Raw genomic sequence first — 15,337 nt, 5'->3', positions numbered from 1 at the left:
ATAATACATCGTGAGAGGAGGGAGAAAATGAAGAATTATCATGATGATCCACGCTTTCGAATTGCCCATAGAGAAGCGTTAATTGGTCTTGGACTTGCTATTATCAATTTTATAATATGGTACGGATTTGCTTATGGGCTTGGTAGTGAAAATCCAAGTGAATATACATATGTATTCGGTTTTCCAGCATGGTTTTTTTATAGCTGTATCGTTGGATTTATCGTTATGGTTATTTTACTTAGTTTAGTTGTTCGTTTTGTATTTCAAGATATTTCACTCGATGAGGAAGAAAAAAGTGAGGAATAATAGATGAATTGGTATGTAATCATTCCAATGATAATTTCGTTTATCGTTGTATTTTTAATTGGTGTATATGCTTCAAGACGCGTACAAGCGACTGCTCATAATAAATTTTTACAAGAATATTTTCTTGGTGGGCGTGAACTTGGCGGTTTATTATTAGCGATGACAATGATTGCTACGTATGGTAGTGCTAGTAGCTTTATTGGTGGTCCAGGTATTGCGTACAATATGGGCCTCGGATGGGTATTATTATCTGCGATTCAAGTTGTAACAGGGTATATAGTTTTAACGGTTATCGGTAAAAAGTTTGCAATTATCGCTAGGAAGATGGAAGCCATTACTCTTATCGATTATTTAAAGGGAAGATACAATAATAAAGCAGTTGTTATACTTTCTGCGTTATGTATTATTATCTTCTTATTTTCAGCAACAGTAGCTCAATGGGTCGGCGGTGGCCGATTAATTGAATCACTAACGGGTCTATCTTATACAACAGCACTATTTTTATTTACTTTTTCTGTACTTGTGTACGTATTAATTGGTGGATTTCGTGCAGTTGCTTTATCAGATACGTTATTAGGAATTATTATGTTAGTTGGAACGACAATCATTTTAATTGCTACTGTCATTGCTGGTGGTGGAATTGAAAAGATTATGCAGGAACTTATTCAAATCAATCCGAATTTAATTACACCATTCGGAGCGGATGGTAGTTTAACGAAATCATATGTGACATCATTTTGGATTTTAATTGGAATTGGTGTTGTTGGTTTACCGCAAATTAGCGTGCGTGCCATGTCTTATAAAAATTCAAAAGCTATGCATCAAGCATTAATAATTGGAACGGTTGTTGTAGGTACAATTATGATTGGTATGCATTTAACAGGTGTATTTGCACGAGTCGTACTTCCGGGTATAACGGTACCAGATAAAGTAATGCCGCTACTCGCGATGGAAGTGTTGCCACCTTGGTTAGCCGGAGTTTTTTTAGCCGCGCCAATGGCAGCAATTATGTCTACAGTAAACTCGTTATTGTTACTTGTAAGTTCATCAATTATTAAAGATATATACGTAAATTACATAAATAAAGATGCAGCAGACAGTACGATCAGAAAAGGAAGTTTGTGGATTACTGGTATCGTAGGGCTACTCGTTTATGCAGCAGCAATTAAACCACCAGATTTTTTAATATGGTTAAATTTATTTTCTTTCGGTGGATTAGAAGCAGCATTCATTTGGCCAATTGTATTAGGGTTATATTGGAGAAAAGGAAATGCAACAGGAGCGCTTGCCTCTATTTTAGTTGGGGTAGGCTCATATATGTGTATTCATCTTTTCTATCCAAATCCGTTCGGTATACATACAGTTGTCTTCCCAATTTGTTTTGCGTTTATCGCTTATATCATTGGAAGTATGAGTGCTGTGAAGAAAAACAGTATAGGTTAGAGGAAGAACGTAGTCCTTATAGAGGACTACGTTTTTTTGTGTGAATTTATTCTTTTTTATTCTGTATATGTAAGGTTATTCATAAATTAATAACAATTGAGGGGATGGAGTTGAGGTCGATGAAAAAAGTATTATTTTTGGGAGACCCAGGAATTGATGACTCTTTAGCCATCATGTATGGAATTATGCATCCTGATATTGATATTGTTGGTGTTGTAACCGGATATGGAAATGTAACACAAGAAAAGGCGACAAGTAATGCAGCATATTTGCTGCAAATGGCAGGGCGGGAGGATATACCTGTTATTAATGGTGCGAAAATTCCTTTATCCGGAGATGTTACAACGTATTATCCAGAAATTCATGGGGCAGACGGTTTAGGGCCAATTAAACCTCCAAAAGCTTTTTCGCCAAATATAAAACCTTTTTGTGCTTTTTTTGATATTCTTGAAAAGTATAAAGGAGAATTAATCATTGTTGATGCTGGTAGGTCAACGACACTAGCGACAGCATTTATTTTAGAAAAGCCGATGATGAAGTATGTGAAAGAATATTATATAATGGGTGGTGCTTTTTTAATGCCCGGCAATGTGACACCAGTCGCAGAGGCGAATTTTCATGGTGATCCGATTGCGTCACAATTAGTTATGCAAAATGCCAAGAATTTGACATTAGTGCCACTTAACGTTACATCTGAAGCAATTATTACGCCAGAAATGGTGAAATATATTACGAAACACTCTAAAACGAATTTTAATAAATTAATTGAACCGATATTTACGTATTATTATAAAGCGTATAAAAAGTTAAATCCGAAAATAACAGGTAGCCCAGTACATGACGTTGTTACAATGATGGTTGCGGCGAATCCGTCTATTTTGGATTATGTGTACCGTCGTGTCGATGTGGATACAGTAGGGATTGCAAAGGGAGAAAGTATTGCTGATTTCCGTCCACAACCTGATGCAAAATCCTTAAAGAATTGGGTGCGAATTGGTTGGTCATTACATTATAAAAAATTTCTCGAAGACTTCGTAAAAATTATGACGTAGACATAATAGGAGAATACAAGTTAAAATAATGGAGATGATTACTAAAATAATCATCTCCATTATTTTGTTTGAAAGAGATAGATAGAGAAGAGTTATACAATAGGAGAGGAATTTTACTTGAAAAAAACTATAGTATGCGCAGTGATTGTGGGTATTTTCGTTTTGCTAATATCGGGTAATTTTTTAGTGAAAAAAGTGTGGAGTTCAAATAATGATGATGCACAGTATATCGCATCCTTTATTGAAGAACATAAAGATGAAAAAAATAGTGCGCTTCTCGTGAAGAGAAATGATAAAGTTGTTTATTCTGTAAATCCAAATGTTGTATTGCCAGTTGCTAGTACGATGAAGTTAATTGTGGCGCTTGAATATACGAAACAAGTTACGGAAGGGAAAATTGATCCGTCTAGTTTCGTTTCCATTAATGATATAAATCGTTATTATGTGCCGAATACAGATGGCGGTGCACAAGATAGATGGCAAAGGTATTTGCAAAAGACAGACAAGATAACAGAAGAGGCAGTTTCTTTAGAAGAAGTGGCAAAAGGAATGGTTAAGTTTAGTTCGAATGCGAATGCTGAATATTTAATGGAAGTGTTAGGGTTGGATAATATTAATCGAAATTTACAAAGTTTATCCCTTCCAGCACATCAGCCGCTATTTCCGATTGTTTCATCTTTATACATCCCTGGATATTTGCATAAAGAACTACATGTTCCGAAATATAAAATAGAGAAAAAGTTAAAAGAAATGTCTCAAGAGCAATATCGTGAATATGCGATGATTATACATGAACGCTTAAAAAAGAAGGGGCCATTATTACAGAAGGAAATACCTCTTTATTTAGAGGAACGTTACGATAAAATTTGGTCAGATCGATTACCAGCAGCTTCTGCAAACGATTATATGGTACTGCTTCAAAAGGCAAACCATAAAGGTGGCCTAACAGAAGCCGAAGAAAAAGTGTGGGCGAATATCGTTGAAACAGATATGAGCGCTAAAAAATATCGTAAAACATTTAGACATGCAGGGCAAAAAAATGGCTATACGCCATGGACAGTTACAAAAGCAGTTTATGCGATGGATAAACGCGGGAACTGTACAGAAATAGTGTTTTTAGCCAATAATTTAAATGAGGACGACAGTGCAGAAATACGGAAACATTTAGCAAACTTACATTTCCAAGTGTTGCAAAGTGATAAGTATGATGCGACTTTTATTAAGTAAACTCGGTGCAGAGAGCACCGAGTTTATTTTTATGTACAAGCACATTTTTCCTATCTCTGGGTATGATGGGTAGTAATACTTAGGTGAGAGGGGAAAAGGTGATGAAACAAAGTAAAGAAGATTTTATAAAGAGTGAAGGCGCTGATTTCCCTGGAAAAACATATGTGGATTGCGTATTACAACATGTATTTCATTTTCAGCGAAATTACTTATTGAAAGATATGTTTCAAGTGCATAAAGCGCATATTGTGATGCTAACAGAAGAAAGTCTAATGAAAAAGGAAGAAGCTAAAGTTATATTAAACGCTCTTAAAAAGGTAGAGGGAATTCAAAAAGATCAATTGCTATATACAGAGCAGCATGAAGATCTCTTTTTTCTAGTCGAACATTTAATTTCTCAAGAAGCGAAATGCGATTTTGTAAGTAATATGCATATTGGTAGAAGTAGAAATGATATGGGGGTAACGATGTATCGTATGAGTTTAAGGCGATATGTACTACGATTAATGGAGCATCATTTGTTATTGCAAGAAAGTATACTACAACTTGCTGCTGATCATAAAGAAACGATTATGCCAGCTTATACACATACACAACCAGCACAGCCCACAACATTTGGTCATTATACGTTAGCGATTTATGATACGATGCAGAGAGATTTAGAACGAATGAAACGAACGTACAAACTTTTAAATCAGTCTCCAATGGGAGCCGCCGCTCTTTCTACAACAAGTTTCCCAATTAAACGAGAGCGAGTTGCCAATTTACTTGGGTTTACAAATGTAATTGAGAACTCATATGATGCTGTTGCTGGAGCGGACTATTTATTAGAAGTTAGCTCGTTACTTATGGTAATTATGACGAATACGAGTAGATGGATTCATGATTTTTTATTATTAGCGACGAAAGAATATGATGGTATTACTGTTGCAAAGCCATATGTACAAATAAGTAGTATTATGCCGCAAAAGCGAAATCCAGTTTCCATTGAACACGCCCGTGCGATTACGAGTAGTGCTTTAGGAGAAGCATTTACAGTATTTCAAATGATTCATAATACACCATTTGGTGATATTGTCGATACGGAAGATGATTTGCAGCCGTATTTATATAAAGGAATTGAAAAGACCATTCGTGTTTTTTGTATTATGAATGCAGTTATTCGAACAATGAAAGTAGAAGAAGAAACGTTAAAAAGTCGTTCTTATAAACATGCAATTACGATAACTGATTTCGCAGATGTTTTAACAAAAAACTATAGCATTCCATTTCGGCATGCGCATCATGCAGCGAGTGTTATTGCGAATATGTCATTGGAGCAACAAAAGGAGCTACATGAATTACATTTAAAAGATGTAAATATATACTTACAAGAAAAATTTGAAATACATTTATTGGAAAAAGAGTGGGGGGAAATAATATCGCCAGAAGCATTTATTCAAAAAAGAAATGTATACGGTGGACCGAGTAAAAAAGAAATGGAGCGCATGATTAAAAATCGAACAGAGTCATTTCAGAAAGAAGAAGAGGTATTTGAAAAGGAAAAACAGAGAATTTTACAAGCGGAAAATGATTTGAATACGTTAGCTTCGAATATTATTGAATCGTAAAAGAAGGATTTAATGAATTAATCGCCAATACTTAATGAAACTATAAATAGAGGGAAGAGATTGTCGATGATTCAATTACATGTATACGAAGAGATTCTTCATTTTAAAGAAGAGGTTACACCATTTTTAGAAAAGAATGAGCAGGAAAATAATCTCATATTAGGTGTATTACAAATGGTCCAACAACCGATATTTATGGGGGTAGCAAAACAAGAGGAAGAAATTGTAGTTGTATTTCTTCAAACAGAAGAAAAGAAACAAATCATTGTTGCTACGTCTGAAATTGAGGAAGAGGATATCGTGGAACTTGCAAAAAAATTAACGAAAGTATATTCAAATGTTCCTGGATTGATTGGTAATAAGAAAATTGTACAGAAATTAGCGGAAGAGATTGCCGTGTTAGAAAATAAGAAAACGAATGTTGTAATGGAGCAAGGTGTGTATGCATTACAACAAGTTAAGAAGAAGTGGACCGAGGATGGGGCTTTTCGAGAAATAGGTAGTGATGAGCTACCATTAATAGAACAGTGGATTTATCAATTTTGCGAAGATGTAAGGCTTCCTACTACGAAAGAAGAAGCGAAACAAACCGCTCATACATTAATTACGAACCGTCGTCTATTTGGTTTAGAAGTAGATGGGAAGCTTGTTTCTGTAGCTGCAAAAACGAGACCAACTACAAAAAATATAACAGTTAATTTCGTATATACACCGAAAGAAGCGCGGAAAAAAGGGTACGCATCTAGTTGTGTCGCTGCACTTAGTCAACGTATGTTAGATGAAGGATATAAGACGACTACGTTATATACTGATCTAGCAAACCCTACGTCTAATAAAATTTATCAAGAAATTGGTTATGAAAAAATTGCGGAGTCTGTACTTATATTTTTAGAGAAATAAAATGAAAAGGCACGCTATTACAGCGTGCCTTTTTGTTATTCATCAATTCGAATGACTTCACCTTGCGGGAAATTCTCAGTTTCTAGTAAGCTACGAATTGCTTTCGCAACGTATTCAGGTGACAGTAGTTTTCCTTCTTCTTTTAGTGCGATGAAGCGGTCTAAATTTATGAAGTCTTCTTTATTTGTTTCACGAATTTGTGCTTGCATACTTGTATCAACAACACCAGGTGCAAAAGCGACGATTTTTACTGGATATTCTTTTTCTGCTTCTTCGGTTGCTACGCACTGTGTAAACATATTTACACCAGCTTTTGTTGTACAATAAGCGCCCCATCCAAAATAAGGATTTTTTCCTGCACCAGATGAAATGTTTATAACACGTTTATCTACTTTCCAGTCTTTCGTATATCTCATGAAAGTAGAGGTAAGAATCATCGGTGCAAGTAAATTAATTTGAACGTTCGTAATGAACAGTTCGCTCTCAGCTTTTTCTATCGGTTTCATGGGTGCGAGTGTACCTGCGTTATTAATTAAATGAATAGATGATACAGTATCTTCTTTTATAGATGAAATGATTTCGTTAAAGTTAGATTCTAAGTTATGTATATCTTGAAGATCTAAGGGGTGGAAAATGCAATTGCTGTTATATTGTTCTGCGAGTTTAGTAAGCTCTTTATTTTCTCTTCTAGAAATAGAGATGATACTCGTGTTTTCTTCTAACAATTGCGCGGCGATTGCCTCACCTAAACCTTGTGAAGTTCCTGTTATGATAACGTAGCGCATAGGGTAGTAAACTCCTCTCCATATATGTGGAATTTTGTTGGACAACGTACATTGTATAGTTTGTCTACATTTTATAGTATAGAGCACTTTTTACTATAAATGAAATGAGATGATTGTGTGCCTTTTATGAATCGCTTTACAACAACAGTAACTGGTGCCGTCACGTTCACTGGGAACACGTTAGGACTAAGTCCTACATCGCCTGCACCAAATAATAACTTCGGTACGATTGATGTATTTACAACGGTAAATACATCGCTCCAAGTAACTGGATTCCCAGCAGGAACGACGAATGACTGGCCATTAAATTCTTCAAGTGCAATTTTGAATCTTCCGGCAGGGAGTAGTATTTTATACGCAGAACTAGTATGGGCCGGCACATACCGGACCGATACAGAAGATGTTTCAGCTTTTTTAAATGATAACATTACATTTACAACACCAGCAGGAACGTTTTCAGTTACGCCAGACCCTGCTACCGCGCAGCAAGGTTCAGTAGGAAACCAGTTTTATTATGCTCGCTCTGCTAATGTAACGAATCTTGTAAGTGCAGGTGGGGCAGGAACTTATACGACAGGGGCCGTACCGGCTACAAGAACTTCAGCTGATCCAACAATTAGTCGTTCAGCTGGCTGGACGCTTGAGGTTGTGTATCAAAATGCAAGTTTACCGCTTCGAAATTTGTCAGTATATGCAGGTCAAGAAATTATCGATGCTTCATCACCACCAGTTGATGCTACTATTTCTGGATTTGCTACTCCGGCAACAGGAGCTGTAACAGGAAGGGTACTTGTAACTGCCCAAGAAGGTGATTCTAACATTTCTGGAGATCAGCTTCGCTTTGGGCCGAATGCGAATACTACAGTTGCGTTATTCGGACCAAGAAATCCCGCGAATAATTTCTTTCAGTCACAAATTTGTAATGACAGTGGAAATTTAGATACGAGCGGTACATTTGGAGATTTGAATCAGCCGTTAGGGGTAGCTTTGGCTGTCCGAAGACAAGGGTGGGATATTACGAATGTAGATGCCTCTTCATCTTTAATAAACAATCAAACGTCAGCAACGGTTCGCTTCGTTACAAATGGAGATGGATACGCTGCAGCTGGTTTTGGTGTTCAAATTGATGCAACGGGGCCAATTATTAATCCTGTTAAATCGGTCAATAGAACAGTCGCAGGGGTAGGGGATACTCTCACCTATACGATTACGGTCCCGAATACAGGAACAGGAAGCGCAGAAAACGTTGTATTACGTGATAGTATTCCGAGCGGAACGACGTTTGTTGCAGGTAGTGTAACGGTAGGGGGAGTAACGCAGCCGAATGCAAACCCTGCTAATGGAATTAATTTAGGTACAATCCCAAATAACACGCAAAGAATTGTTACATTTCAAGTTCGAATAACATCATTCCCGAATCCAAATCCTATTTCAAATCGTGCAATGGTGTCATATCAATTCCGTCCTTTCGTCGGTAGTCCACCTATTACAAGTACCTCTTCTTCCAATACAGTACAAACGACAGTGAATCAAGCAACTATAAGTATGCAAAAATCTGTAGATTTACAGACGGCAACGCTTAATGATGTATTAACGTACACGGTTAATGTGACGAATAATGGAAACGTTACCGCAAATAATGTTATTTTTGTTGATAGTATTCCTGCAGGAACAACATTTGTAGCAAACAGCGTTACGGTAAATGGAGTAGGACGTCCAGGAGCAAATCCAGCAAGTAGTATTAATCTAGGAAGTATTAATGCTTCGCAAACGACGGTAGTGCGCTTTCAAGTTCGAGTAACATCTAATCCTCTTGTCAATCCAATTCCGAACCGTGCGAGTGCAACATTTACCTTTACTCCAGTACCTGGTCAACAACCAGTTTCCGGGCAAGCGACAAGTAATACTGTATTTACTACTATTAATATAGCTGACATAAGAACAAGAAAAACAGTAGATAGAGCTTTTGCGACAGTAAATGACATTCTTACGTACACTGTAACAATTGAAAATACAGGAAATGTACTTGCAACGAACGTTATTTTTCAAGATCCAATCCCAATTGGAACGACTTTTATCGCAAATAGTGTGACTGTGGATGGGGCTTCACAGCCTGGAGCAAATCCAGCGACTGGGTTTACAGTAGCAAATATTTCTCCAGGTGGAAGTAGGACGGTTACATTTCAAGTCCGGGTGACATCTACGCCATCAGGAGGTACGATTGCGAATCGCGGAAATGTATCTGCTAATTTCGTCGTTAAACCGAATCAACCACCAGTAACGATTAATAGGCAAACGAATACAGTTGTGACACAAGTGAATACAGGTGGTTTAAATGTAATAAAAGAAGTGAATACAACGCAAGCAGCAGTCGGTGACACTTTAACGTACACGATTGCCGTTCAAAATACAGGAAACGTTCCGTTAACAAATGTATTTTTCCAAGACACTATTTCTTCCGCTGTTTCTTTCGTTGCAAATTCTGTAACAATTAATGGAGTACCGCAAAGTGGACTGAATCCGAATACAGGATTTACTCTTCCAAATATTCCTGCGGCTCAAACAGTTGTAGTGACATTTGACGTATTAATTGTACAGGATCCAGAAAATGAAGATATTTTAAATCAAGCAAATGTAACAGCAAGTTTTCAAGTGAATCCGAGCGAACCGCCAGTAACAATCAATGTTCCGAGTAATATTGTGAATACAACTGTACAATCAGGGAACTTTGAAGTTGTGAAAGCAGTGAATACGGATGTTGCAACTGTAGGGGATGTTTTAGTATATACAATCGAAATCATAAATGCAGGTAGTGTACCAGCTACAAATGTATTTTTCCAAGATTCAATTCCACAAGGGACATTATTTATTGAAAATAGTGTAGTTGTTAATGGTGTTTTACTAGAAGGGGCAGATCCAGAACTTGGATTCCAATTAAATAATTTGCCTACTGGCGCGAGTGTGATTGTTACGTTTGAAGTATTAATTGATGAAATTCCCCAAGGAAATAATGTCGTAAATAATGCGAATGTAACTGGTGATTTCCTTGTAAATCCAACAGAGCCACCGATTACTGTAACAGTACCAAGTAATACTGTTATGACAGTCGTGAATTCTTCAGGATTAAATGTAATGAAAAGTGTAAGTGCTACTGAAGCAGGAGTAGGAGATACGTTAACGTATACAGTTCGTATACAGAATAGTGGAACAGTAGCAGCAACAAATGTATCATTCCTTGATCCGATTCCTACTGGAACAACGTTTGTAGCAAATAGTGTAACGATAAATGGAGCGCCACAACCAGGTTTAAACCCAACAACTGGATTTCCACTTGCTAATATTCCAGTAGGAGGGATGGTAACAGTTACTTTTCAAGTGACAATCACGAGTGTACCACCAAATAGAGTTCTTCCGAATAATGCGAATGTAACTGCGGATTTCCAAGTAAGTCCTCTCCAGCCGCCAATTACAATCGTAACGATTAGTAATATTGTTGTGACGCGAGTGAATGTAGGATCACTTAATGTAATGAAGAGTGTAAATACACCACAAGCAGGAGTAGGAGATACGTTAACGTATACGATTCTTATTCAAAATACAGGAACTGTTCCTGCAACGAATATTATTTTTCAGGATCCAATTCCGTCTGGTACTGCGTTTGTAGCAAATAGTGTGACGATAAATGGAGTTGTTCAACAAGGCGCGAATCCTATGGCAGGTTTCCCAGTACCTAATATTCCAGTTGGGCAAACTGCTACAATTACGTTTCAAGTTACAGTGACGAGCGTGCCGAGTGGTGGGAATATAAGAAATCAATCGAATGTAACTGCAAGTTTTCTTATAAATCCGGCTGGTCCTCCTATAACGACTGTTACGAATAGTAACTTTGTAGTGACGCAAGTAAACACAGCTCGGTTAAATATACAAAAATCTTCATCTGTACAACAAGCAGCACTTGGAGAAACTTACACGTATTCTATTGTCATTCGAAATAACGGCACAGTAACAGCAACGAATGTCTCTTTTATTGATCCAATTGCTTTAGAAACAATATTTGTAGTAAATAGTGTAACGATAAATGGAGCGCCACAACCTGGATTTGACCCAAATATTGGTTTCCCGCTTCCTAATATTGCAGCTGGAACATCATTGACAGTAACGTTCCAAGTTACGGTAGTTGCACCGTCTACACGTGGGGCAGTATTAAATACAGCATCTGTTACAGCCACTTTCTTATTAAATCCTTTACAACCACCTGTAACAACAACGAACTCAAGTAATACAACGGTAGTTACAATCCCGTTACCTCCTCCTGGTGAAGTAACAGCAACAAAAACAGTTGATGTTGCAACTGGGGCTGTTGGGGATGTATTAACGTATACTGTGCTAATAACGAATGTAGGGATTATCCCTGTTACAGATGTGTTCTTCCAAGATGTCATTCCAGAAGGAACAACATTTGTAGCAAATAGTGTAACGATAGGTGGAGTGCAGCAACTTGGTTTAAATCCAGAAATAGGATTTACAGTTACTCCATTATTAATTGCTGGTGGAAATATTGAGGTAACGTTCCAAGTGACGATTACAGAAATTCCAGATAATGAAGTCATATTAAATGATGCAGACGTTACGTTTACTTCACAACCAAATCCTCAGGAACCACCGATTACGGAAACGATATTAACGAATTTAGTCGTTACGACAATTAATATAGCTTCGATTTTCCCATTAAAACTAGTAGATAAAGAAGTAGCCACTGTAGGAGAAATATTAACGTATGATGTATTGATTTTTAACTTTGGAACAGTGGCAGCGACGAATGTTGAATTTATCGATACTACTTCCACTGGTGTAGCATTTGTACCAGGAAGTGTGAGCATAAACGGGGTACCGGCACCAGGATTAGATCCTTTCATAGGTTTTACAGTTCCAGATATACCTGTAGATGATTTTGTACTTGTCACATATCAGGAAGTGGTTACAAGCATACCAGAAGGTGGAACGATTGTTAACTTTGTAGACGTTACAGCTACATTTGCTGTAAGTGGAACAGAACCACCTATTACAGAGACGACGACAAGTAACACGACATTAACAGAAATAAATGAACCTGGTCTGAATGTATTAAAATCAGTAAGTCAGCCGATTGTTGCAGTAGGCGATATAATCACATATACAACAGTAGTTCAAAATACAGGGACAGTGGTAGCGACGAATGTTCAATATAGTGATGTATTACCGTCCTCGATCACATTTGTCCCAGATAGTGTAACGATAGATAGTGTGTTACAACCTGGATTCAATCCTAATAATGGATTCCCGCTTCCAGATATAACTCCAGGTGAAAGTGTAGAAGTTACGTTCCAAGTAACAGTTGTCAGTGTTCCATCAAACGGAACAATTGCTAATACTGCAAATATTACGGGAAGCTTTATATTAGTACCAGGAGAACCACCAGTTGTAGTAAACCAACCGAGCAATACAACACTTACAACTGTAAATAGAGGACGATTTAATGTTATTAAACAAGTAAATAGGGCTGCTACTCTCGTTGGAGATGTATTAACGTATACAGTTCAAATAACGAATACAGGAACAGTAACAGCTAATGATGTTCAGTTTATTGATACAATTTCAGCAGGAGCGTCATTTGTACCAAGTAGTGTAACGATAAATGGAGCCCCGCAACCAAACTTAAATCCGATTACTGGCTTTGGAGTTGGAGATATACCAGTTGGAGAAACAGTTATCGTGACGTTTCAAGCGACAGTTACAAACATCCCGTCATCAGGAACCATTACGAACGTTGCAAATATAACGGGAAACTTTACTTTAGTACCAGGAGAGCCACCAGTTGTAGTAACAGAGCCGAGTAATACGACAATAACAAGGGTAAATAGAGGACGATTTAATGTTATAAAAACCGTAAATAAAGAAGCAACACGATTAGGGGATACGTTAACTTATAGTGTGCAAGTTACAAATACGGGAACGGTAACAGCGACGAATGTTCAGTTTATCGATGTTCCGTCACCTAGTTTAGAATTCGTTCCTGGAAGTGTGCAAATAAATGGAATTCCGCAAGTAGGTTTAGATCCATTTGTAGGCTTTTCATTACCAGATCTTGCAGTAGGGGATAGCTTATTAATTACATTTGAAGTAAATGTAATCGCGGTTCCACCTTCTAGTAGCATTATGAATACAGCGAGAGTAACTGGTGATTTCGAATTGATTCCAGGAGAACCACCGTTTACAATTACGAACTCAAGTAATACGACAGTCACACCAGTAAATAGAGGCAGTTTAGATATGCTGAAAGAAGTAGATCATCCGATTGTTGGAGTAGGAGAAACGGTAACGTATACTGTTCGTATATTAAATACAGGTACTGCTGATGCGATGAATGTTCAATTTATAGACGTGTTATCTCAGGAAGCTGAATTTGTTCCAAATAGTGTAACGATAAATGGAGTTCCGCAGCCAGGGTTAAATCCACAGGCTGGATTTACGATACCAGACATCCCAGTCGGTGAGACGGCACTTGTAACATATGAAGCTACAATTACAAGTTTTCCAGATGGTGGTACAGTAGTGAACGTTGCTGGGGCGTTAGCAGAGTATATTTTAGTACCAGGAGAGCCGCCGGTTACAGTAATGGACACGAGTAATACTGTTATTGTAACAGTAAATACTGCAATTTTATTTGTTGCAAAAGGAGCGGATTTTGAAGTAGCGATGGTAGGAGATGTTGTCACTTACGGAATTGCTGTTATAAATGATAGTACAGTTCCTGTGACGAATATTGTTTTAACGGATATCATTGATCCGAATACGTTATTTATAAATGGCACGGTAACGGTAAATGATGTACCTCTTCCGTTTGCCAATCCGAATACTGGTATTCCGTTAGGGGATTTTCAGCCAAATGATGCGGCAATTATTAATTTCCAAGTTGTAATAACAGGCGGGCAAATAAATAACTTAGTTACAAATACAGCTACGGCGAGTGGGCTTGCAATTGTGAATCCAAATGAACCGCCTGTAGTAGTTGAAGGCGATAGCAATACAGTTGTTATCCCGTTTATTCCTCAAAATGTCTCAACGACAGTCGTAAAAACGGCAGACCATCAAACAGCAACAATAGGAGATGTTATTACGTTTACGACAGTTATTACAAATACGGGTGATACTGTAATACAAAATATTCGTTTTCAAGATATGTTAGATAGTAGTGTTCAATTTGTCCTTGGAAGTGTAACGGTTGATAATACGCCAGTGCCAAATGTAAACCCAATATCAGGATTTCTTATAGGAAGTTTAAATCCAGGTGAAGCACGCACAGTCTCGTTCCAAGTAGTAGTTCAGAGCGCGCCAAGTGGTTCAGGAAATTATATAAATCAAGCGAGTATTCGCTTCGAACACCAAGTAGGAACAGTATTGCCACCTGTTACACAAATAATAGAAAGTAATATAGTTGTTATTCCGTTTGTTCCAACAATTGAACAAATTTGTGAAACAAACTTTAATTGCTTAGATAAAATTCCATTCCAATGTTCTCCATGTAATCATTTGCACGAACATAAAAAATAAAACAAAAAAGAGCATTTTGTGAAGTGCCCCCTAAAAGTTAGACACGGTTATTTCATTAGGCAGCTTGATAAAAGTGAGTCCGGTATGTACCGGGCTCATTTTTAATTTTGCCTTAATCCGTAGTGCTTTTTCTATATCATTTAAAGCAATGGATCTATTGTTAAAAAACTCAAATATTTTTAATAAATGAACCTAAATCATAACCTGTTTTTATTATAGCTATAGCTGAAATCACAATTAATGGATATTTAATATATGGATTGTTGAGGAGTTCCATTATGTTTTTCATGTTGTAAACCTCCTTGGCATTATTTATATCATTATATTTATAATATAGAATATAATGATTAACAGTCAATATAATGTAAAGAAAGATACTTAATTGAAGGAGAACTAAACAAAATAATAGATAAAAAAACCTTTA

8 protein-coding genes are annotated in these 15,337 nt (G+C 37.1%); 7 read left to right on the top strand and 1 reads right to left on the bottom strand.

Annotated elements, in window-relative coordinates; genetic code table 11:
- Nucleotides 1-27: 27 nt before the first annotated feature.
- The 6 genes from JDS82_RS10560 (at nucleotide 28) to JDS82_RS10535 (ending at nucleotide 6,538) form a co-directional block, all read left to right on the top strand.
- Entirely contained in the window at nucleotides 28-306 is a 279-nt protein-coding gene (locus JDS82_RS10560) for a YhdT family protein (protein WP_000800717.1), read from the top strand.
- Between the two features lie 3 nt (nucleotides 307-309).
- Entirely contained in the window at nucleotides 310-1,749 is a 1,440-nt protein-coding gene (gene panF, locus JDS82_RS10555; RefSeq protein WP_199713208.1) for a sodium/pantothenate symporter, read from the top strand.
- Between the two features lie 119 nt (nucleotides 1,750-1,868).
- On the top strand, nucleotides 1,869-2,801 hold the full coding sequence (locus JDS82_RS10550; RefSeq protein ID WP_000756434.1) for a nucleoside hydrolase: 933 nt from the start codon (nucleotides 1,869-1,871) through the stop codon (nucleotides 2,799-2,801).
- A gap of 117 nt (nucleotides 2,802-2,918) precedes the next feature.
- Nucleotides 2,919-4,028 carry a serine hydrolase gene (locus tag JDS82_RS10545; RefSeq protein WP_000751361.1) on the top strand — a complete coding sequence of 370 codons (1,110 nt, stop codon included), beginning with the start codon at nucleotides 2,919-2,921 and terminating at the stop codon, nucleotides 4,026-4,028.
- Nucleotides 4,029-4,129: 101 nt separating this feature from the next.
- On the top strand, nucleotides 4,130-5,638 hold the full coding sequence (gene argH, locus JDS82_RS10540; RefSeq protein WP_199713207.1) for an argininosuccinate lyase: 1,509 nt from the start codon (nucleotides 4,130-4,132) through the stop codon (nucleotides 5,636-5,638).
- A gap of 66 nt (nucleotides 5,639-5,704) precedes the next feature.
- Nucleotides 5,705-6,538, top strand: a complete 834-nt coding sequence (locus tag JDS82_RS10535) for a GNAT family N-acetyltransferase (RefSeq protein WP_199713206.1) — start codon at nucleotides 5,705-5,707, stop codon at nucleotides 6,536-6,538.
- Nucleotides 6,539-6,573: 35 nt separating this feature from the next.
- Here JDS82_RS10535 and JDS82_RS10530 read toward each other — a convergent pair whose 3' ends face one another.
- Nucleotides 6,574-7,323 carry a (S)-benzoin forming benzil reductase gene (locus JDS82_RS10530; RefSeq protein WP_048560364.1) on the bottom strand — a complete coding sequence of 250 codons (750 nt, stop codon included), beginning with the start codon at nucleotides 7,321-7,323 and terminating at the stop codon, nucleotides 6,574-6,576.
- Nucleotides 7,324-7,440: 117 nt separating this feature from the next.
- Between JDS82_RS10530 and JDS82_RS10525 the strand changes: the two genes are divergently transcribed.
- Nucleotides 7,441-14,913, top strand: coding sequence for a DUF7507 domain-containing protein (locus JDS82_RS10525; RefSeq protein ID WP_199713205.1), 7,473 nt, complete (start codon nucleotides 7,441-7,443; stop codon nucleotides 14,911-14,913).
- Nucleotides 14,914-15,337: the final 424 nt, after the last annotated feature.

The sequence above is a fragment of the Bacillus cereus group sp. N14 genome, assembly GCF_016483555.1.
In the GTDB taxonomy this organism is placed as follows: domain Bacteria; phylum Bacillota; class Bacilli; order Bacillales; family Bacillaceae_G; genus Bacillus_A; species Bacillus_A wiedmannii.
Note: the sequence above shows the minus strand (reverse complement) of the source record. Positions and strands in the feature narration are given on the sequence as shown.